We start from the raw sequence: 20,951 nt of genomic DNA, 5'->3' as shown, positions 1-20,951 counted from the left end.
GGATATTTCGTATTATGCCAAAGATGAAGACTAACCGCGCCGCAGCTAAGCGTTTCAAAGTAACTGCCAAGGGCGGTATCAAGAGTGCCAATGCATACACGTCTCACCGTTTCCACGGTAAGACCAAGAAGCAACGCCGGAACCTTCGTGGTACCCGGATGATGAACGAAACGACTATCAACACTTACCGTCAATTACTGCAAAAGTAATCAGTAAGCTGGTCACATATTTTTCGGGTCGACGAAATGTCGACATAATGTTTGAATTGATTTAGGAGGAAAAGATTATGCCACGAGTTAAAGGCGGTACTGTTTCACGCGCACGTCGTAAAAAGGTTTTAAAGTTAGCTAAGGGTTACCGTGGTTCAAAGCACCGTTTATTTAAGGTAGCTAAGGACCAAGTCATGAAGGGCCGTCAATACGCCTTCCGTGACCGTAAAGCCACTAAGCGTAACTTCCGGAAGCTTTGGATTGCCCGGATCAACGCCGCAGCCCGGATGAACGGTCTGAGCTACAGCAAGTTGATGCACGGTTTGAAGTTAGCCAACATCGACGTTAACCGTAAGATGTTAGCTGATTTAGCAGTGAACGATGCTGCTGCATTCACAGCTTTAGCTGACCAAGCTAAAGAAGCTTTGGCTGCTTAATTCAGTCATTTCAAAGGACTTCGCTGTTCAAGCGAGGTCTTTTTTATTAGCCACCATCGATAGCCCTTGATGGTGGTAAAATTGGTGGAAATTGCGTATAATAAAAAGCTAGACATGCCATTACTGGCAAACGAACGAAGGGGGGCAGTCACCCGCATGGTTTCTGGATTCAAGCCCACGTGGATGGTTACGAACATATATGATTTAACGCCGGCGGATTTACGGGCAAACGGCATCAAGGTGGTCCTGACCGACCTGGATAACACGCTGATTGCGTGGAATAATCCGGATGGGACACCCGAATTGCATCACTGGCTCAATTTGCTAGAATTGGCCGGGATTCAGGTCATTGTGGTGTCAAACAATAGTCGCGCACGGGTCGACCGTGCCGTGGCACCGTTTAATTTACCCTACATTCACCGGGCGTTAAAACCATTTGCCCTGGGGTTGAACCGGGCGCTTCGTCGTTGGCATTTACGCCGCGATGAGGTGGTCATGGTAGGTGATCAGTTGTTGACGGACGTCTGGGCGGCGCATCATAGCGGCGTACGGAGTGTCTTAGTCAAACCCATTTTGAAATCGGATGCCTGGATCACGAAGGGTAATCGGTTATTGGAAAAGGTAGTGATGTGGCGCTTGCACCGCAGCTACCCAGAATTAACTTGGCAGGAGGATCTTAATGAACGAAAAACACATTGAACCGGTATTAATCGATGGTGAACCGTTGCACTGCATTGGCTGTGGCGCGGTGGTTCAGACAACGGACAAGACGGCGCCGGGGTACACCCCTCAATCGGCGTTAGATAAAGGGATTGAGAAGGAAGAAGTCTATTGCCAACGGTGTTTCCGGTTACGGCATTACAACGAAATCGTGCCTGTCGGTCTGACGGACGATGATTTCTTAAACCTTTTAACGCAAATTCAAGACGCCAACGCTTTAATTGTTTACGTTGTGGATATCTTCGACTTTAACGGTAGTGTGATTCCTGGCCTGCACCGGTTCGTCGGGAGCAACCCCGTCTTACTGGTCGGCAATAAGGAAGACCTGTTACCCCGCTCACTGAAGCGGAGCAAGTTACGTGACTGGTTGCGGCAACGGGCCAACGAAGAGGGCTTACGGCCAATCGACGTGACCCTGTTAAGTGCCAAGACCAACCAATCCGTTGATGGGTTACTGCAACTGATCAACAAGTACCGTGGCGACCGCGACGTGTACGTGGTTGGGGTCACCAACGTTGGAAAATCAACGTTGATCAACCAAATTATTCGGCAAAACACCGGGGTCCAAGACTTGATCACCACGTCACGGTTCCCTGGCACCACGCTGGATAAGATTGAATTGCCCCTGGATGACGAGCACGTCCTGGTCGACACCCCCGGTATCATTCAAAACCAACAGATGGCGCACTTCTTGGATGGTAAAGACCTCAAGATCGTGACACCACAAAAGCCAATCAAACCGAAGAACTACCAGCTGAATGATCAACAAACGTTGTTCTTAGGCGGAATTGCCCGGTTTGACTACACCAAGGGTCCTAAGAATGGGTTCACGGCTTACTTTGAAAACAACTTATACATTCACCGCACGAAGCTGGAGAATGCCGATGACTTTTATGCGCGCCAATTGGGTGAGCTCTTAACCCCACCACACGCTGACAATAAAGAGGACTTCCCACCACTGGTTGCCCATGAATTTAAGACCACGGTGAAGAGTGATTTGGTCTTTGAAGGTCTCGGTTGGATTACGGTACCCGCTGGTATTAACGTGACCGGTTGGGCACCCGCTGGCGTCGGCGTCTTGATTCGCCGCGCGATGATTTAAAAATATGGAGGACGACAATTTGCTACGAGGGAAACAAAAACGCTACTTACGGGCTCACGCCCATGCTATGCGCCCACTCTTTTCAGTGGGGAAGAACGGCTTGACCCAGGCCTGGTTGGAACAACTGACCGGCGCCCTGGAAAACCGGGAACTGATCAAGATCAATTTACAACAGAGTGCCGACGTGTCGGTTGAGGAGACCAAGGCCTTCATCGAAGACAACACGGACATTCAAGTGGTCCAAACCATCGGCCGGGTCCTGGTCCTGTACCGGGTCGCGACTGAAGAAGAAAACCAAAAGATTTCACCAATCGTGGAAAACATGTAGGGAGGTCTGGCAGTCGTGGTAAAAATCCTAGAACGAACGAGTACGCAGGTCGCTACTGAGATGGCAGCGACGGCTAAGAAGCGGCGCATCGGGATTCTGGGGGGGACGTTTAATCCGCCCCATCTCGGACACCTGGTGATTGCGGATCAAGTGGCGACGCAGCTGGGGCTGGATAAAGTGTTATTCATGCCCGATGCTGAGCCGCCTCACGTGGACCGTAAGCTGACGATTCCGGCGAAAGACCGGGTCGCCATGGTGCGGGCGGCTATCAAGGACAATCCGCGGTTCGACTTAGAGTTGACCGAGGTTGAACGAGGTGGTCGGAGCTACACGTACGATACCATGGTCCAGCTGACGCAAGCCCATCCGGAGAATCAGTATTACTTTATTATTGGGGGCGACATGGTCGCTTACTTACCGAAGTGGTACCGAATCGATGAACTGACGAAATTAGTGCAGTTCGTGGGCGTCTGTCGTCAGGGATTTAACCGCGAGTCGCCGTACCCCGTCCTGTGGGTCGACGTTCCTCAAATCGGCATTAGTTCAACGATGGTGCGGGAGCAGGTCCGCCGCGGACAATCCGTGCGCTACCTGGTGCCAACCATGGTCGATCTCTATATAAAGGAGCATTTATTATATCGTGACTGAACTAACCTACACGGAACACCTTTTCGCGGGCACTCGTGACGAGTTGCTGGCGAAAATTGAAAAACAGCTCAAACCGAAACGCTTTAAACACGTTCAGCGGGTAGAACAAACGGCCATTGCCTTGGCTCAAATGAACGACGTTGATGTGGAAAAGGCCAGTATCGCTGGCCTGGTTCACGATTACGCCAAGCAACGACCCGATGAGGACTTTATTGCGGCCATCAAGCAGTACCAGCTGGATCCCATCTTGCTGAATTACGGCAATGCCATTTGGCATGGGGTGGTTGGTGCCGAGCTGATCAAGCACGAATTGGGTATCTATGACGAAGACATTTTAAACGCTGTGCGGCACCATACGACTGGGGCCATTTACATGTCACCACTGGAGCAGATCATCTATACGGCCGATTATATTGAACCGGCTAGAGATTTCCCCGGGGTCGACGAGGCACGGCAATTAGCGGATAAGAACTTGGCTAAGGCGGTGGCCTTTCAGGCAAAATACACCTTGGCATACTTGGTAGAAAACGGGAAACCGGTCTACCCCAAGTCCATTGACACCTACAATGCGTGGGTGCCACGTTATCCGAACGTTTGAGAGGAGAAAATGCATGGAAAGCAAACAAATTTTAGAAATTGCGGTTAAGGCTGCAGAAAACAAGCGGGCAGAGGATATGACTGCCTTAGATATGAACAAGGTGAGTCTGATGGCGGACTACTTCCTGATTATGGAAGCCAACTCCAGTCGTCAGGTCCAAGCCATTGCCGATGAGATCATTGATCAAATGGGCGCCAACGACGTGACCGTCAAGGATGTTGAAGGCCGGAACAATGCCGACTGGATTCTGATTGACTTAGGTGACGTGGTTGTGCACGTTTTCCAAAAAGAACAGCGGAGTCACTACAACTTAGAAAAGCTCTGGTCAGACGCCCCAGAAGTTGATCTGGGTCAATGGGTTGAAGCATGATCTATCAATCCTTTGCGGAGCTTTACGACGAATTATTTGATCCAGCCATGTACGACCAATGGCTGGATTTTGTCGCTGAACGGGTAGCCCCAACGAGTGGGGAACTCTTGGACCTTGCTTGTGGGAGCGGCCGATTAGGCGTCCTATTGGCGCAGCAGGGCTACCAGGTCAGTGGACTGGACCTCAGTGAAGACATGCTGGCACTGGCTGCTAAGCACGCCGCTGAGGCCGATGTGAGTCTGCCTTTGATGGCGGGCAACATGCTGGACCTCAGTGAGATTGGCCAGTACCAAACGGTGACGTGTTTTGCGGATTCCTTCTGTTATTTAACGGACTTGGACGCCGTGACGCAGGCGTTTACCCAGGTGCATGACCACTTGGCTGTGGGCGGTCAATTCCTATTTGATGTGATTACCCCACACCAAACGGATGACGTCTACCCAGGCTACATGTATAATTACGTCGATGAGACCCGGGCCTTTGTCTGGACCAGCTATGGTATCGAGGACGAAGAACACGCTGCCGAACACGACCTGGCCTTCTTCACCAAGAATGAAACGACCGGGGAGTATCGGAAGGTGACCGAGCTTCATCACGAGCGGACCTATGACTTACCCGATTACCAGCAGGCTTTGGCCAAGGCTGGGCTGACGGTTAAACGGGTCAGCGCAGACTTTGGGAACAGTGAACCCACCTCTGACACCACGCGTTGGTTCTTTGAGGTGACGCGGGAGGCTTAGCAATGGCGCTACAGGCAGTGGGAATCATTGCGGAATATAATCCTTTTCATAATGGGCACGCCTACCAGATTGCACAGGCGAAGGCCCAGACGGGGGCTGACGTGGTCGTAGCGGCGATGAGTGGCAACTGGGTCCAACGGGGCGAACCGGCCTTGATGGACAAGTGGCAGCGCACCCAGGCGGCCTTAGACGGTGGCGTGGACTTGGTGGTGGAACTGCCAAGCGCCACGGCTCTACAACCGGCGCATTTATTTGCGGCGGGGGGTGTCCGTCTGTTGGCCGCGTTACAGTGTCACTGGCTGGCCTTTGGTACCGAGCACCCGGACATGGATTATGCCCGTCTGATGGCGCATTTACCGACTGATCCGACGACGTTCAAACGCTTTGATCAAACCTACGCCTCACTATTTCAGGGGTATCTGCGGGAGCAAACGGGGATTACCCTGAACGCGGCCAATGATATCCTGGGCTTCTTCTATGCGCTGGCTAACGAACGGCAGGGACAACCGTTAACGTTATTGCCGTTGGCCCGCCGTGGGAGCCAGCACAACGAGCCGACCATTGATGCCGGGGCGGCTTACGCGAGCGCCACAGCTATCCGCTCAGCGGCCCTGACAGGCGACTGGACGGCGGTGGAACCGGTTGTCCCGCCAACGACCCTGAATCTGCTCAAACGCGCTCAGCTGACCAGTTGGGCCGACTTCTGGCCGGCACTGCGTTATCAGCTGGTTAGTGGGGATGTGGCGGACCTGCGTCAGTGTTACCAGATTACCGAGGGTGTCGAGTATCGGTTGAAGCGAGCGGCGCTGACGAGTCCGGACTTTGCGGCGTTTATGCACGCGGTGAAGACCAAGCGTTACACCTACACGCGTTTACAGCGCCAGTCGGCCTACATCTTATTGCAGGCTAAGCCAGCTGAAATGGCGGTCCAGCCGCAATACCTGCGGGTACTGGGATACTCGGCGCAGGGCCAGCGGTATCTGCATCAGATCAAGAAGCAGGTCACGCTGCCCCTGGTTAGCCGGGCTGACCGGGATTGGCAACAGGGGCCGGGCGCTTTGGACGACCGGCTGGGGGCTGTCCGCACCCTGGTGACCGGAATCGACCAGGATTATGGCCGAATTCCGGTAAAAAAAGTGGATTCTAAATGACTATCAAGGAAATTACCTTGACATCTTATTTTTTGACAGGTATAATTTATCACGTTGCATTGGAGGGATTGCGATGAAATGGTCGTTGACCGAGATCCGCAAGAATCACCGGAATGATCCGCTAGCGTTCGATGAAACGTTGGATTTGAAGGCGGACTTGATGGACCGCTTTAGCGATGATGTCCTAGATTTAAGTCCCGTCCACGCCAAGGGCATTGTGTCCGTTGTGGATGGTGACGTTGTCGTTGATGCACGGGTTACGGCGGACTTAACGGTCCCATCCAGCCGGTCTTTAGCACCGGTTGACCTACCCGTTGACTTCAACATGACGGAATTTTATGTTTCCGACCCCGCCGCAACGCAACGGTTTGAGAAGACCGACGTTGTGATGGTGGTTAAAGATGACGAAATCGATTTCGATAAGGCCATCGGGGATAACATTATTTTACAGATTCCGATGCACATTCTTTCTGACGCTGAAAAGCAAGGTGAACAGATGCCGACTGGTGACGACTGGGAAGTCGTTTCCGAGGCTGACCTGGCTAAGGTGGAGAAGGAAAATCAATCAGTTGATCCACGTCTTGCAAAGTTAAAAGATTTCTTCCCTGATCAGGATGATCAATAATCGCCTTTGTAAGCCTTAAAAATTTTTTCACTAGTGGATATAATTTATTTAAAGGAGGTGTTTTCTTTGGCTGTACCAGCACGGAAAACGTCTAAGACGAAAAAAGCTATGCGTCGTGGTCACATCAAGTTAACCACGCCTAATTTAACTGCTTGCCCTAACTGTGGTGAATTACGTAAGTCACACATGGTTTGCCCAAGTTGCGGTTTCTACGATGGCCGTCAGGTCGTTGCGGTTAAGAACGCAAACAACTAATTTTTATTAGTTTAGAGAAACTCCCACGAAGTCCGCGGCTTCTGGGAGTTTTTTGTGTAAAAAAAATGGCTGATTCTTTGATTAAGTTGAAAATAATCGCGCGTCTGGGAATCTTTCCAGGCGCTTTTTTTCGTCCTGTTTGCGGCTGGATTGGAGCCGGTGTACCGGACGGAGACACACTAGTATGCGTGACAAGTATACTAGCATGCCTAACTGGTAATTTTCAAGCCGGCCAATGCTCGCTATGATGGACTCATTCACCTCAAAAGAAACCGATCGGGATGAGGTTATTTTAAGCAAAGATGAGGCTTGTTATGGCAGGGAATAAAGAAAAATTTGGCATTGTTTTACCGATTATTTTATTAAGCTATTTTATGATTCTCTTGGACAATTCAATTGTATTTACGAGCACCGTGAAGATAGCGGCGGACCTGCACTTGGATTCGCAGACGCTGGCGTGGGTCAGCAGCGCCTACACCCTCACATTTGGGGGCTTTCAATTGTTTGGCGGACGGATTGGTGACGTGTACGGTCGTAGGCGGGTATTTTTAATGGGCTTGCTATTGTTCTCGGTTGGTTCATTAATGGTTGGCTTAGCGACGACTGGCCCAATGATTATTGCCATGCGCGCGTTTCAGGGCGTGGGTTCAGCTATTCTGGCACCGACCACGTTGGCACTACTCCTGGATAATTATCAGGGGAAGATGCGGTCGCGGGCCATTGCCGCCTATGGAACGACCGCGGGGATTGGCGCAAGCTTTGGGATGGTGCTGGGTGGCGTGATCACGAGTGCCTTTTCCTGGCGCGTCGGCTTCTTTTTAAACGTTCCAGTGGGGGTGCTGATGTTTGTACTGACGTTATTCTTTGTGAAGAGCCGTGAAAGCCAGCGAACAACTCGTCTGGACATTGTCGGCACCTTTTTATCAGTGTTAGGCTTGTCGGCCTTGGTTTACAGCATCGATGGGACGGTGCACCAGCGGTTGGCATTCGTCATTGCCGTGATGGCGCTGGGGCTGTTCGTCTATGCCGAGGGGGCAGTCAAGAATCCCATTATGCCGTTACGGTTATTTTCTGACCGACGACGGAACAGTGCCTACGTTGCTCGCTTCTTCTTTATCGGGGCCGCGTTTGCTTATTTTTTTGTCACCACGCAAGCGTTACAACATATCTATGGCTTTTCACCGTTACTGACCGGGTTAGCCTTCCTGCCCGTGACGATTCCACAATTCTTTGGGGCACTTCAGGTGTCACGGCTATCCAGTAAGTTAGGCAATGCACGGTTGATTGTGATTGCCGTCGTGTTGGTTACTTTGGGTGTTTCGCTCACGGTCATCTTGGGGCTGAATCGCGGTTATTGGATTGCCTTTGCGCTACCGATGATGATCTTTGGGGTTGGTCAGGGCCTAGTGTTGAGTCCGCTAACGGTCGAGGGGGTAGCAAATACCGATTCTGAAATTGCCGGTGCCGCTTCCGGAGTGGTCAACACGGTTCATCAGTTTGGCCAATCGGTCGGCATTTCGGTCGTAGTGGCGCTGACCAGTGGGCTGCACCCCTTTACAACGAGCTATGTGACGCAGTTGCTCATTATTACGGCGATTTCCGGATTAAGTTTTCTCGCGGCTTTGGTCTTGCTGGCGAGTCAAGATCAGCAGCAGGCCAGGTAGCCTAATCAGGCGGACGTGGTGACTGTCGAGATAACTGGCTGTGGTTTAGGGTCAAATGATTCGGATTTCCTTTTGTGTTTTACCCGGGTGGACGCGTATAATGACTGCACACAGTTATTTTTGAGGAGTGAAATTTTGGCAATTAAATTAATCGCGACGGACCTGAATGGCACGCTGTTACATGCTGACCAGAGTTACAATCAGCCGCTGATGCGCGAGGTACTGGCCGCGTTACGCGCACGACAGATTACCTTGGTCTTGGCTTCAGGGAATGAATACGCCCATCTGCGGGACCTCTTTGCGGACAGTTTAGCCCCTAATCTGGTCATGGTCGCTGAAAATGGTGCGTCTATCTATCGGGACGGCCAACAAATCTTTGATGGTAGTTTGTCGGCGGCGGACGTTGACCAGTTTGTCAGCGTGGATCGGCATCAGGACTTTCTGCGGCACACCTACGTGATTCTAACCGGGGAACGGGCGTCCTACACGGAACTCGGGGCCCCGCAACAGCTGATTGACGCGGCCGAAGCCTACTACGATAATTTGCAACAGGTTGAGAGTTTGGCGACCGTGGATGATCGGATCAAGAAAATTAGCGTGTCGACGACGCCAGACCAGGCGGCCGAATTGGTTGACCGACTCAACACCTACTTTGACGGACGGCTACGCGCTCATGACAGCGGCTACGGGGTCATCGATATCGTGGCGGCTAACGTGGGTAAGTTGCCGGCGATTCAATGGTTGGCGCAACAACAGGGACTCACGGCAGCCAACATCATGGCCTTTGGCGACGGCGTGAACGACGTGCCGTTGTTACAATTTGCCGGGAGCGGCTTTGCGATGGCAAATGCCGATGCCACGATTCAGGCGGCGGCGCAACACGTGACGACCGTCGACAACGAACACGATGGCGTGTTGAAGACGATTCAGCAGGTCGTTTTGGACTGATAGCTAGTTTAATGTCGTAGTCTGGGATTTTGTCCCGGGCTATTTTTTTGCGCAACGGCGCGCTTTTAGCGGTCACTTAACCTACTCGGCGTTCCCGCGACGAGTGCGGGACATTTGTGGGTATACTCGAAATAAAGAGTGAGGTGACACACATGGAACGGTTTTTACGTGGGGTGTTAACTGGTTTGCTGGTGGTGGCCGTTTTAGTGGATGGGGTGACGCTGCTCAGGGAAGCAAAATCATCGGCGACGGCGGTGACCAATGATCGGGTGCCCGTCACGCTACTGTACACGACTGGGGGGCGGGCCAAGTGAGCAAATTATTAACCATTCAAATTGAAACAGGAACGGCGCCGATTGATGTTCGGTTAGTCATGCCCCGGTTTGGCCATCTGTCCGAGTCAACGTTTCAGCAATTGATTACGAGTCTTTCTCGATATTTTATGCGATTGAACCTGTGCTTTTCACGCGACCGCACGGATTCGGAACTTTGTCAGTTTCAGCGCGGTGAACTGGCGCCGTCCGCGTTTGGTCCGGAACTGCAGGCGGTTTACCAGCTGGCACTCAAGGCACAGGCGGATACGGCCAACGCCTTCGATCCCTTTTACGCGGGGACGTTTGACCCACGTGGGCTCCTGAAGGGCTGGATGCTCTTTCAGGCGTTTGAAACGTATCTGCGGCCGCTGCTGCAAGATCAAAGCCTGGTCGCGGCCGCAATCAACGGCGGGGGCGACGTACAGATGGGTGTGACCGCGCGCAGCGAGTTTGTCTGGAACGTGGGGGTCGAGTCCCCGAACGACATGAGTCACGTCATCAAGCGTTATCGCATCAAAAATGGGGCAATGGCGACCTCGATGCGGGGTGGCAGCGCGATTGGCGGGCCCATTCAGTGTCAGGAGGGCGCCCCCAGTTTGGATCAAGCCACCGTGTTGGCGCCAAGCCTGATTGCGGCCGATACGTTGGCAACGACGGCGGTGGCGATGGGTGAACGGGCATTTGAGTCGTTCAAACAGCAACGTCAGCTCAAAATCATGGGATTGCTGGTCACCGCCCAGGATAACTTAGTAGAATTTTAAGAAATGAGTTGCATGTGAAAAGGCCCACGGCAAGATGGCTTGTTGTGGGCTTTTGGTGTGAATTAAATTAGAGAAATTTAATGCAGCTAGTTATAAATTCTTTAATAACACCGTTTACATAATGAAAAATAGATTAGAAACCTAATGTATCCCCGTCAATAGTTTAAGAAAGTCTTGGATTCCGGCCATCTTAGTCTGGATTGGTGGCGGTGTTTCGTGTTTCTCGGTAGACTGGCACTAGTCAGTTGGATAGGAGCGAGAATATGCGGAAGCTTTGGGGCCTACTAGCAGTTTTACTCTTGGGGAGCGTCATGCTAGTCAGTGTCTGGGGAAAATTTCCTAAATTTGTTGCGATGTCAGAGATCACAGTTGCTCAGGCCACTAGTCGGCTGGGCGTTCAGTTGCCCATGGTGGGGCGCGAGGAGTCTAAGCGTGCCACACCCGTTGAATCAATTGTTAAGCCGCAAACGTTAAGCAAGACCTATTATTACCGCTTTGGCAATGAAGTCCCGGATAAGATGGTGCGGACCTTTGAAAAGGCCGTCGCCGTCTATAATGAAACGGGCATCGTGAATTTGGTGGCGGGGGACGCCACTGCGCATCAGAACGAGATTGCCTTCTTTGCCTACAGCAAGGAGATGCCGGAAGATCAGAGCACGTACTTGGAACTGGGCAAAGGGGGCCCGGAAATCGAGGAAGTCACTGGTTTTCAGGGCTACACGGCCAATCACGCGCGGGCGGGGATGAATCTGAAATATCCGCAAAGTGTGCGGCTCTCGGTCGCCATTCATGAGATCGGTCACGCGGTTGGTTTGGATCACAGTCACAGTCACAATTCGGTCATGTATCCGATCGACCAAGGGACGACGCATTTGTCAGCGGGAGATTTAAAGACACTGCGACACCTTTACCAGAAAGCTTAATGGCTAAAGGTGTGTTTCCCTGCCTCCGGGCTGGTGAAAATGGGCCGTGACGCTGTGAGCGCAAGTCCGAGGTCTGAGGGTGCGGTCTTCGGACTTACTTTGAGCCACTGAGAAGCGCGTCTCAAAGATAGCAGCTACCTAAGCGGGAACCCGCTAAGGTAACTCCCACGGCTTAGCCCATTTTCACCAACCCTGCGGCTGACACGGGTTTAGCCCGTAACCGTTGAATTTTATGCTTATCAAGTTGTTCTATACATGAAGGCGTCTCACAACCATTTTTTTGGCGGTGGGGCGCCTTTTTTAGTTGAATAGATTTGGTCTTGAAGTCGTTAATGGATGTAAAAATGGATACCCACTAGTGTCTCGGTTGAAGGACTAAGATGGCGAAACGCATGCCAGACCCGTCAGTACGGCGATTAATTGCTTAATTTTGATAAGGCGCGTCAATTTTAACTGGTCAGCCGTTATTTTCTGCGTCCCGATTTGCAAAACACTCGTCAGCGAGCACCGGACTGCCTACACTAAGAATGATAGAAATTAAAGGAGGCAACAACCATGCTAAAGTGGCGGCTACTGTGGGTCGGGGTGCTGGTGAGTCTGTTATGTATCTTGTGGCCGGGGGCCTTGGCGCCCCACATCAGGTCCGTCAGTCGGTTGGATCGGTTAGTCAATCAAATGGAAGGGCCACTCCCCAGTTCCAAGCACGCGCAAACCCCGTTGAGTCTGGTGGCGGCGACGTATCCGTTGGCGCCCACGTACTATTATCATTTTGACCGACACGTGACGGCCAATATCCGGCCCATCTTCGAGGAAGCCGTGGGGGTGTTTAATCGAACGGGGCTGGTGCGTTTGGTCCCGGGGATGCCGGGCAAGCGCCAAAATGGCTTAACCTTTTTTACCTATCAACGGGATACGTCCAAGCAGGCGGGGGATTTCGTTGAATTGGGTGAGGGCGGCCCGACCGTAAAACACCGTAGTGGGTGGCAAGCATTCACCGTGAACCGGGCCAAGGCCGGCCTCAACCTGGCGCACCCGGAGCTTAGAATTCGCGTGTCCGTGGCCATTCATGAGATTGGGCATGCGCTGGGATTGGCCCATAGTGAGAGTCGTCAGTCGATCATGTATCCGCTGGACCAGCAGCGTGAAACGCTGTCGGCGGCCGATTTGCGGGCACTATCCCTGCTTTATCAGGAGTAACTGTTTCAGTTTGCGCCTCCGGGCTGGTGAAAATGGGCCGTGACGCTGTGGGCGCCATGCCGTTCCCGGCGGCGGATTCAAAGTCCCCGGCTATGGGGTCGGTTCCAGCCTGAGAAACGGGCTTCCACCTCGACTTTGAGCCAAAAGGCGGTCTCAAAGGTCGACCCGTGGGCTAGGCTGGACAAAAGACGCCAGCCTAGCCCACCGACACAGCGGGGGACTTTGATCCGCCTCTGGTCACTAACACTGACTGCTCAGTCACATTTTCACTAGCTCAGCTAATACTGATTTCGGTTGTGGGTTAGTCTGTGACGATGGGGATGTTGCTGATAATGGTTGCCAGTATTGCTTATTTGCTGGACGGTGTAATTAGTCATTTTGATGCGTAGATAGGTCATCAGTCTATTTAGCTTATAACCATTAATGCCGGAGCAATTTCGTGTACAGGATAGTTTCGTGGTTGGCATAATCGTCGCAACTATTAGCTTTGGGGGTGAGGGGACCATCTCTCTGAAAACACAAAAAAGCCGCTCTTCACGGGAGCGGCTTTCGGAAGTATTAAAGTTTGAACCCTTATTTAGTAAAATCAACGACCATCCGGCCAACGATTTGGTTGTTCTTCATTTCGTCGATGATGTCGTTAACTTCGTCCAGACGACGAGTCTTCACGATAGGGTGAACCTTGCCTTCTGCACCGAATTGGAATGTTTCGGCTAAGTCTTGACGAGTCCCAACTAAGGAACCACGAACAGAGATACCGTCTAACACCGTCTTGGCGATGTTTAATTCCATGTCACCTTGTGGTAAGGCAACGGCAACCAGCTTACCATCTGGCTTCAAAGCGTTAACGGATTGGGTGAAGGCATCCTTGTTAACGGCCGTAACTTGGGCGTTATCGACACCGCCGACCTTGGCTTGGATTTGTTCAGCCACATCACCGTCATGCCGGTTGATCAGCACTTCGGCACCGTTAGCCTTAGCAGCAGCCAACTTGTCAGGGTTACCATCAACGGCGACCACGTGGGCACCGAAGACGTTGTGGGCGTATTGGATAGCCAGGTTACCTAAACCACCGGCACCAACAACTTCAACCCATTGGCCAGGCTTCGTTTCGCCGACCTTCAAAGCTTTGTACATGGTTACACCGGCACAAGTCAATGAAGTAGCTTCAACGGGGTCCAAACCATCTGGGACCTTAACGGCGTAGTTGGCATCAACGATACATTCTTCAGCCATGGCACCATCAACGGTGAACCCGGAGTTCTTAACATTACGGCAAAGTGTTTCGCGGCCGGTCAAGCAATATTCACAGTGGCCACAACCCTTGAAGAACCAGGCAACGGAAACGCGGTCGCCAATCTTCAAGTTTTCAACGTCGTCAGCAACTTGGATAACTTTACCAACACCTTCGTGTCCAATGATCCGGCCAGGTTGCTTACCGAAGTCACCGGCAGCCACGTGTAAGTCGGTGTGGCAAAGACCACAATATTCCATCTTAACTAAGGCTTCCCCATGGGTGATGGGACGAAGCGTAACATCTTTAATATCAACGTAACCGTCTACTGAATCGCGAATAACTGCTGCTTTCATGAAAACAACTCCTCTTTCTTTTTATCTACAAGAGCTAGTATACTGCAAAAGTGCTGAGTTGCAAGTGAAAATTTGCACAAAAATTATTAAGATTTAATCAAGGCACTAATTAATTAGCGTTAAATCAAGGCTACAATAGAAGAATACAGTAACCAACAATGTGAAGCAAACTACTTAACCGTTTTCAAAAGCAAACTTAACTATCGAATGCAACCGGTTGTTGTTTGCAAGTGAAGGACTTTTTCCCGGTTTAGAAAGTAAAGAAATAACTAAATGTGAGAAGCGGCGTGCTTTTGCATACAATTATGAGAAAATATGATAAAATTAAATGTTGAAATGATTATCGGACGGCCGCTGGTAGTATGGGTTTGATTGCAGCGGCTGCCGTGAAATAGCCAGAGGAGTTAGAGCGCAATGAGTCGAATTTTAATTATTGAAGATGAAAAAAATCTTGCCCGCTTTGTTGAATTGGAATTGAAGCATGAAGGTTACGAAACCAACGTGCAATTTAACGGTCGGACCGGATTAGAAGCTGCACTGTCACAGGACTTCGATGTCATTTTGCTGGACCTCATGCTGCCTGAATTGAACGGGATCGAAGTTGCCCGCCGGGTACGCGAAGTGAAGAGTACGCCAATCATCATGATGACGGCGCGTGATTCCGTGATCGACCGAGTTTCCGGGTTAGACCATGGGGCCGACGACTACATCGTGAAGCCATTTGCCATTGAAGAATTACTTGCACGGGTGCGGGCGCTGTTACGGCGGATTCACCTGGAAGGCGAGCAAAAGAACACCAAGCAAACGACCGTTAAGTTCAAGGACTTGACGATTGAAAAGGAAAACCGCATCGTGCGTCGTGGCGATGAGGTCATCAACCTGACCAAGCGGGAATACGAATTGCTGTTAGCCTTAATGGAAAACATCAACGTCGTTTTGGCCCGGGACGTCCTGTTAACCAAGGTTTGGGGTTACGAGTCCGAAGTTGAAACCAACGTGGTGGACGTTTACGTGCGTTACCTGCGAAATAAAATTGATGTCGCCGGCCAGAAGAGCTACATCCAGACGGTCCGGGGGACAGGGTACGTGATGCGTTCGTGAAATCGCCAGAACTAACGGAGACAGCCACCGATCATGACGATACCCAACCGAAGAAGCCCGGTTTTCGTTTCTCCCTGAAGTGGGAGTGGGCGCTAACCACGGCCTTTGGGGTACTGGTCATCTTTGCGGTGATTGTTTTCCTTATCTTTAACAGTTTTATGACGGTTCTGATGCGCCAGGAAAAGACCCACGTGTCAGATACGTTGAACGTTGTGGTTGAGAAGTTGAATAACCAGAAACAGCCGTTGACGGGTAACCAGGTCAACCAGTTGTTGCGGCCACGGACCGTGATGTCTGAGGCCAAGAAGCCGGCTGGTGCCTATAACAATGCGATAATCACGAGTCTTGCCCGCGACAGCCAAACGGTGACGGTCTATGATTATCAGGGCCAGCCACTGTTTGCCACGCGGAACAGTCCAATTAAATTTGCGAAGAGCAATAAGGAACGGATTGCGACGCGGGTCATCAGCGGTCATAAAAATTTGGTTGGCTCGGCACCCATTCGGGCGAAGCAGGGCAACAAGATTCTGGGGTACGTGCAGGTCACCGATAATTTACGGGACTATCGCGCCACCCAGGTCAAGCTACTGCAGGTCGAAGTGGTTCTGGGGATGATGGCGGTCTTAGCCGCTGCCGTTCTAAGTTACAGCCTGGCGACCTTCCTGTTGCGACCAGTCGAGGAAATTCGAGAGACCATTCATGCCATGCGTGAGGATCCCCAGACCGATCGGCGGGTCCCAGAGCTACACCACCAAGATGAGCTGAGTGACTTGGGTAGTTTGTTTAACGACATGCTTGATACCACCCAGCGCTACATGGATCAGCAACAGCAGTTCGTGGAAGATGTTTCCCATGAATTGCGGACGCCCGTGGCCATTATTCAGGGTCACATGGAGATGCTGGACCGGTGGGGCAAGGATGATCCGGAGGTCTTGAACGAGTCCATCAAGGCATCCTTACAGGAAACGAAACGGATGAAGAGTCTGGTCCAAGAAATGTTGGATCTGCAACGGGCCGAACAGATTGAGGTCAATTACCCCAATGAAGTTTCGGACGTCAGTGAAGTTGTTGAACAAGTCTTCGACAACTTTAAGATGATCCATCCGGATTACGTGTTTATTTTGGATAACGATGTGCATCGGCCAGTGCAAGCGCAAATTTATCGGAATCATTTGGAACAGATCCTCATCATTCTGATGGACAATGCCGTGAAGTACTCGCAGAAGCGCAAGGAAGTTCATATGAGCTACGAGAGTGACACTAGGAACCTCGAGGTGGCCGTTCAAGACTTCGGTGAGGGAATCTCCCAGGAGAACCGTGACCGTGTCTTCAACCGCTTCTACCGTGTCGACAAGGCCCGTTCGCGGACCAAGGGGGGCAATGGGTTAGGCTTAGCCATTGCCAAGCGCCTGATTGAGGCGTACCACGGGAAGATTACCATCGAGAGTGCGTTGGGCCAGGGCTCGGTCTTCCGGGTCTCCCTGCCAATCTTATCGGATGAGGATGCACAGATTCTGACCGACAAGAAGGAGCGGGTTCAAGCAGCTAACGATGAGATTCCGGGGATCAAGTCAGCGTTATTGGTTGATGATAGTCAGGCCGATAAGCCAGACACACCGGATTCACCAGATGAAAAATAGGGTTTATTTAAAGGGACACTTTCAGCTGAAAATGCTGAGGGTGTCCTTTTTGTTGTATACAATTAACTAGAAATATCAAAATTGTGATTGACAGGCCTCGTTGGCTCAGTTATGCTATGGTAACTAGTTAGTTACTTGAGTAATTAGCCGATATAGGGGGATTTTAAAATGAAATTTATCAGTAAGTTTTTTGTGTTGGTTGCCAGTATCATTGTGGTCTTAGGTGTAGGGGCCTTTCTGTTGCCAAACTTGACCAAGAATAAGCATTCCGAACTGGCCATGGCGGCGGATAATGTGAATCCGTTGGTCAAGATTGAAGACGTGTACGCTTCAACTAACGCTAAGCCCATTCGGCATTTTATCGGCGGGGGTGGTGAGGACGAGTACACTTACCACTTGGTGACCTACAATGCCCAGGGGCAGTCACGGACGTTGGCTTTTGATTCTCAGTGGAAGTTGAAGCCTAATAAATTTCTGAAGATCAGTACCAAGGGACAAAACGTGGAATCTTGGGGGAAGGTTGACCGGGAAACGGTGCCAAGTGGCATTCGCCAGGAACTGATGATGAGCTAAACGGGGAGGCTTAAATCACGCTTTTTGTTACTAGCAAATGAAGGTAAATTCACTTTTGAGCCGTTTCATGGGTCGTGGGCCCGGTCGGTAGAACATTTAGAAGTGGCATCAAAAAGTACACGTAAACGCGATAGCTAAGCATTTTGTCGCTAACAACTAAATAAGGGTATAGAAAAAGGCGTCGGCTGAGAAAATTCAGTCGGCGCCTTTACGCATTAGCGATTATTTTTGGTGATGTTGTTGCTTACCAGCATTACGATTCCGGTTCTTTTGGCTGGCCTTTTTAGCCGTTGCTTGTTTAGCAGCCGGGGTCACAGGTTTTGCGACGACCGGTTCAACGACGGGAGCTGGCCGATCCTTCATTTTGGCTTGGATTTCTTTACGAATCCGTGGCCGGTAGAAGTTGATGATCAGCGTTTGCAGGCAGGCAAACAACCCACCGACGAAGAAGTACAGGCCTAATCCGGCTGGTGAACTCATCGTGAAGAATAAAATCATGACGGGTGACAGCAGCAGGGTGAAGCGCATCTGTTTCTTCTGTTCTTCCGGCATCCCCAGCAAGGACAGGTACCCTTGCAACAGGTAGGAGAGGAAGGACAGTAAGGCTAAGATCCAGCTAGCCTTACCCAAGGGGATGTTCAAGAAGACAGCACTCTGTAATTCTGGTGAATACCGAATGGCCGCATACAGAGCAGCGAAGACGGGCATTTGAATCAACAGCGGCAAGCAACCAATCCCACCGGTCATACTGATACCGTTGTTCCGGTAGAGGGCCATCATGGCCTGGCTGGCAGCCTGTTGTTCTTCTGGCGTCTTGGCAGCCTTTTGTTGCTTTTGCAAGGCGGTCATTTGTGGCCGGATCATCGAGATCTTTTCCTGTTGAACCGTGGCGCCACGCATTTGCTTCACCATGACTGGTAACAGAACCATTCGCACGATCACGGTCAGGATAATAATCGCCCAACCGTAGCTACCGCCGAAGAAGTTGGCTAACCAATTCATGACGTGTTGCCCAGGAATGGCTAGGTAATCGTAAACGAGGCCGTATGGCTTCCCGTTTTTCGTCTGCACACACCCACTAAGCACTAGTGCCATCGCAGCTAGAGCGGTGGTGACAGAGACTTTCTTGGAGATTTTCATTTTATGTTTTGAACCCCTTTTAAATAAACATGTAGAGCGCGGACGCCCCCAGCGGCAAAATGCCGTTAACATCAAACATCTTACTTGATTTAGCGGGTATTTTCAAATAATAATCCGAAACGTCGTAAAATGTTGGGGTGCACGGTCGGTAATCTTGAGCTGACTAACCTGAATCCAGGGGGAGAGATTGGTGCGTAATTGCTGGGCAAAGTCCGCTAACACGTCGGCGTCCGCACTCGCCACGATGGCCACCTGGCCGTTGGGAAGATTCTGCACGGTCCCGGTCACGCCGAGGTGTTGAGCAAGTTTGCTGGCCGAGTAACGAAAGCCCACGCCCTGGACGCGACCGCTGACTAAGAGTTCTTGGGTAATCATCGAAAGTCTCCTTTATTTTTTAGCTTAATCATACCGCGCGTGGTCGGACCTGCCCAGTGGTATGGTAAAATTAGAAAAAAGAAAGCATACCGGACGCGGGTCCGATGGCTCATCATAAATGGTGAGTGGTCAGACGGATTAGCGGTAAACATGTGATCAAAGAATGGGAGTAATCAAGTTGACTGAAAAAATTACGTCGGGACAGAACAAAAAGGTCAAGCAGTGGCGGGCCTTAAACACCAAAAAGGGTCGTAAAGCAACGCAATCTTACCTATTAGAAAGTTGGCATTTGGTTCAGGAAGCCATCAAGGCCAAACATGAACTGACCGCCATCATGGGAACGGCCGACCAATTGGCCGAACACGCGGCGGAACTACCAGCCAATGTGGACACCTACGAACTGACCGACAGCATTGCCCAAACGATTGGGGACACGGGCACGCCACAAGGAATTTTCGCGACGGTGCCGCTTCCCAAGGATACGGTGGGTGACCCCAGCACGGCTGAGGGGGTTTGGCTATTCCTGGATTACGTTCAGGATCCTGGGAACATTGGCACGATGGTCCGCACGGCAGATGCCGCTGGCCTGACCGGTGTGGTCTTTGGGAAAGGGACCGCCAGCCGGTTCTTACCAAAGGTGCTCCGGTCCATGCAGGGAAGTCAATTTCACATCCAATTGGTCGAAGCCGACCTGCACGACTGGATCAGCACCTTTACCGGCCGGCACCTGCCCGTCTATGGGACTAACCTGGACCGGGATGCTAAGAGCTACCGGGACGTGCCACAGCTGACTGCTGGGGCCATTGTTATGGGTAACGAGGGGAACGGCATGGCGTCCGACCTGCAACAAATGACGACGCGGAACCTGTACATTCCGATTAAAGGACAGGCAGAGTCGTTGAACGTGGCGGTGGCAGCCGGCGTCGTCATGTTCCGCCTGGTCCAATAAGGGGTTGAACTTTTGCGTTGTCAGTGCCTCCGGGCTGGTGAAAACTGGGCCTGGTCGCGTCCGTTCCCGGCGGCACGCTCAAGGAGCCCTGCTGTGGGGTCGGTTCCAGCCGAAGGGCGGCTTCCACCTCAACTTTGAGCCAAAAAGCGGTCTCAAAGGTTGTCCCATGGACTAGGCTGGGAAAATACCCCAGCCAAGGCCATCGACACAGCTGGTCACCTTGGCTCGCCTCTGGTCACTCCCACGACCAGCCCAGTTTTCCCAGCCCTGCGGCTGACACGCGTTCAACCCTTGATTGTCGGTGGACGTGTCAGTCGGATCTTCTAGCGAACGGTTTGTAGTGCCTATTCACGTTTCTGTACCCAGGTTCGTCTTGAGGCACTTTTATGACTGGCTCCGTTTTCTCAGCCGTATGATGGTGATTCCTTTTTACACACTATTGTTGTGTCTGATTAATGCTCATTGAATTGAATGGTAGTCCCTTATTTTGAGACACTTAAACATTCTAAAAAGCATACATCTAAATTAATTGATAACACCAAGCGCCATCGTCAGACCTGTAAAAATGGCATGGCCAGTGTGAGTGACCAGAG

The 20,951-nt window shown here is 51.4% G+C and carries 25 protein-coding genes; 22 read left to right on the top strand and 3 right to left on the bottom strand.

Annotation, left to right across the window (positions count from 1 at the left end):
• Nucleotides 1-14: 14 nt before the first annotated feature.
• The 18 genes from rpmI (at nucleotide 15) to JUF22_RS07770 (ending at nucleotide 12,990) form a co-directional block, all read left to right on the top strand.
• The gene (gene rpmI, locus JUF22_RS07855; protein ID WP_020090102.1) at nucleotides 15-209 is read left to right on the top strand and encodes a 50S ribosomal protein L35; all 195 of its coding nucleotides are present in this window, start codon (nucleotides 15-17) and stop codon (nucleotides 207-209) included.
• A gap of 77 nt (nucleotides 210-286) precedes the next feature.
• Complete coding sequence (gene rplT / locus JUF22_RS07850) at nucleotides 287-646, top strand: 50S ribosomal protein L20 (protein ID WP_125765830.1); 360 nt, start codon at nucleotides 287-289, stop codon at nucleotides 644-646.
• Nucleotides 647-802: 156 nt separating this feature from the next.
• Entirely contained in the window at nucleotides 803-1,345 is a 543-nt protein-coding gene (locus JUF22_RS07845; RefSeq protein WP_203645441.1) for a YqeG family HAD IIIA-type phosphatase, read from the top strand.
• Complete coding sequence (gene yqeH / locus JUF22_RS07840) at nucleotides 1,326-2,468, top strand: ribosome biogenesis GTPase YqeH (protein ID WP_203645300.1); 1,143 nt, start codon at nucleotides 1,326-1,328, stop codon at nucleotides 2,466-2,468. Before JUF22_RS07845 ends, yqeH begins: the two co-directional genes overlap by 20 nt.
• A gap of 4 nt (nucleotides 2,469-2,472) precedes the next feature.
• Nucleotides 2,473-2,796: a YhbY family RNA-binding protein gene (locus JUF22_RS07835; protein WP_125765832.1), complete on the top strand. Its 324-nt coding sequence runs from the start codon at nucleotides 2,473-2,475 to the stop codon at nucleotides 2,794-2,796.
• A gap of 15 nt (nucleotides 2,797-2,811) precedes the next feature.
• Nucleotides 2,812-3,444 carry a nicotinate-nucleotide adenylyltransferase gene (locus JUF22_RS07830; RefSeq protein WP_203645298.1) on the top strand — a complete coding sequence of 211 codons (633 nt, stop codon included), beginning with the start codon at nucleotides 2,812-2,814 and terminating at the stop codon, nucleotides 3,442-3,444.
• Nucleotides 3,434-4,042 carry a bis(5'-nucleosyl)-tetraphosphatase (symmetrical) YqeK gene (gene yqeK / locus JUF22_RS07825; RefSeq protein WP_203645439.1) on the top strand — a complete coding sequence of 203 codons (609 nt, stop codon included), beginning with the start codon at nucleotides 3,434-3,436 and terminating at the stop codon, nucleotides 4,040-4,042. Before JUF22_RS07830 ends, yqeK begins: the two co-directional genes overlap by 11 nt.
• A gap of 13 nt (nucleotides 4,043-4,055) precedes the next feature.
• A complete protein-coding gene (rsfS, locus tag JUF22_RS07820; protein WP_125765835.1) occupies nucleotides 4,056-4,412 on the top strand; it encodes a ribosome silencing factor in 357 nt (118 codons plus the stop codon).
• Nucleotides 4,409-5,152 carry a class I SAM-dependent DNA methyltransferase gene (locus tag JUF22_RS07815; RefSeq protein WP_203645296.1) on the top strand — a complete coding sequence of 248 codons (744 nt, stop codon included), beginning with the start codon at nucleotides 4,409-4,411 and terminating at the stop codon, nucleotides 5,150-5,152. Before rsfS ends, JUF22_RS07815 begins: the two co-directional genes overlap by 4 nt.
• A 2-nt stretch (nucleotides 5,153-5,154) precedes the next feature.
• On the top strand, nucleotides 5,155-6,303 hold the full coding sequence (locus tag JUF22_RS07810) for a nucleotidyltransferase (protein ID WP_203645294.1): 1,149 nt from the start codon (nucleotides 5,155-5,157) through the stop codon (nucleotides 6,301-6,303).
• A gap of 73 nt (nucleotides 6,304-6,376) precedes the next feature.
• Nucleotides 6,377-6,928, top strand: coding sequence for a DUF177 domain-containing protein (locus tag JUF22_RS07805; RefSeq protein ID WP_203645292.1), 552 nt, complete (start codon nucleotides 6,377-6,379; stop codon nucleotides 6,926-6,928).
• Between the two features lie 66 nt (nucleotides 6,929-6,994).
• On the top strand, nucleotides 6,995-7,183 hold the full coding sequence (rpmF, locus tag JUF22_RS07800) for a 50S ribosomal protein L32 (protein WP_057735399.1): 189 nt from the start codon (nucleotides 6,995-6,997) through the stop codon (nucleotides 7,181-7,183).
• Between the two features lie 314 nt (nucleotides 7,184-7,497).
• Nucleotides 7,498-8,847 (top strand): MFS transporter, encoded by a 1,350-nt coding sequence (locus JUF22_RS07795; protein ID WP_203645290.1) that lies wholly within the window; start codon nucleotides 7,498-7,500, stop codon nucleotides 8,845-8,847.
• A 135-nt stretch (nucleotides 8,848-8,982) separates the two neighbouring features.
• On the top strand, nucleotides 8,983-9,795 hold the full coding sequence (locus tag JUF22_RS07790; RefSeq protein WP_203645288.1) for a Cof-type HAD-IIB family hydrolase: 813 nt from the start codon (nucleotides 8,983-8,985) through the stop codon (nucleotides 9,793-9,795).
• 152 nt (nucleotides 9,796-9,947) lie between these two features.
• Entirely contained in the window at nucleotides 9,948-10,109 is a 162-nt protein-coding gene (locus JUF22_RS07785; RefSeq protein WP_203645286.1) for a hypothetical protein, read from the top strand.
• Nucleotides 10,106-10,870 (top strand): FAD:protein FMN transferase, encoded by a 765-nt coding sequence (locus JUF22_RS07780; RefSeq protein WP_203645284.1) that lies wholly within the window; start codon nucleotides 10,106-10,108, stop codon nucleotides 10,868-10,870. The genes JUF22_RS07785 and JUF22_RS07780 overlap by 4 nt, the downstream gene beginning before the upstream one ends.
• Before the next feature lie 263 nt (nucleotides 10,871-11,133).
• A complete protein-coding gene (locus JUF22_RS07775) occupies nucleotides 11,134-11,793 on the top strand; it encodes a matrixin family metalloprotease (RefSeq protein ID WP_203645282.1) in 660 nt (219 codons plus the stop codon).
• 555 nt (nucleotides 11,794-12,348) lie between these two features.
• Entirely contained in the window at nucleotides 12,349-12,990 is a 642-nt protein-coding gene (locus tag JUF22_RS07770) for a matrixin family metalloprotease (protein ID WP_203645274.1), read from the top strand.
• A gap of 573 nt (nucleotides 12,991-13,563) precedes the next feature.
• On the opposite strand, the gene adhP is transcribed toward JUF22_RS07770, so the two are convergent.
• A complete protein-coding gene (adhP, locus tag JUF22_RS07765) occupies nucleotides 13,564-14,580 on the bottom strand; it encodes an alcohol dehydrogenase AdhP (protein ID WP_125765990.1) in 1,017 nt (338 codons plus the stop codon).
• A gap of 414 nt (nucleotides 14,581-14,994) precedes the next feature.
• Here adhP and JUF22_RS07760 point away from each other — a divergent pair, with 414 nt between their 5' ends.
• The 3 genes from JUF22_RS07760 (at nucleotide 14,995) to JUF22_RS07750 (ending at nucleotide 17,894) form a co-directional block, all read left to right on the top strand.
• On the top strand, nucleotides 14,995-15,681 hold the full coding sequence (locus JUF22_RS07760) for a response regulator transcription factor (protein WP_020090053.1): 687 nt from the start codon (nucleotides 14,995-14,997) through the stop codon (nucleotides 15,679-15,681).
• Entirely contained in the window at nucleotides 15,678-17,321 is a 1,644-nt protein-coding gene (locus JUF22_RS07755) for a HAMP domain-containing sensor histidine kinase (RefSeq protein WP_203645266.1), read from the top strand. Before JUF22_RS07760 ends, JUF22_RS07755 begins: the two co-directional genes overlap by 4 nt.
• Nucleotides 17,322-17,489: 168 nt before the next feature.
• On the top strand, nucleotides 17,490-17,894 hold the full coding sequence (locus JUF22_RS07750) for a YxeA family protein (RefSeq protein ID WP_203645264.1): 405 nt from the start codon (nucleotides 17,490-17,492) through the stop codon (nucleotides 17,892-17,894).
• Between the two features lie 222 nt (nucleotides 17,895-18,116).
• Here JUF22_RS07750 and yidC read toward each other — a convergent pair whose 3' ends face one another.
• Together yidC and JUF22_RS07740 are read right to left on the bottom strand one after the other, a co-directional pair.
• On the bottom strand, nucleotides 18,117-19,034 hold the full coding sequence (gene yidC / locus JUF22_RS07745) for a membrane protein insertase YidC (RefSeq protein WP_203638771.1): 918 nt from the start codon (nucleotides 19,032-19,034) through the stop codon (nucleotides 18,117-18,119).
• A 102-nt stretch (nucleotides 19,035-19,136) separates the two neighbouring features.
• Nucleotides 19,137-19,409, bottom strand: coding sequence for an acylphosphatase (locus tag JUF22_RS07740; protein WP_203645262.1), 273 nt, complete (start codon nucleotides 19,407-19,409; stop codon nucleotides 19,137-19,139).
• Nucleotides 19,410-19,587: 178 nt separating this feature from the next.
• On the opposite strand from JUF22_RS07740, the gene JUF22_RS07735 reads away from it, so the two are divergent.
• Nucleotides 19,588-20,358 carry a TrmH family RNA methyltransferase gene (locus JUF22_RS07735; RefSeq protein ID WP_203645260.1) on the top strand — a complete coding sequence of 257 codons (771 nt, stop codon included), beginning with the start codon at nucleotides 19,588-19,590 and terminating at the stop codon, nucleotides 20,356-20,358.
• The last annotated feature ends 593 nt before the right edge of the window (nucleotides 20,359-20,951 follow it).

It is taken from the genome of Levilactobacillus lanxiensis, from assembly GCF_016861655.1.
In the GTDB taxonomy this organism is placed as follows: Bacteria; Bacillota; Bacilli; order Lactobacillales; family Lactobacillaceae; genus Levilactobacillus; species Levilactobacillus lanxiensis.
Note: the sequence above shows the minus strand (reverse complement) of the source record. Positions and strands in the feature narration are given on the sequence as shown.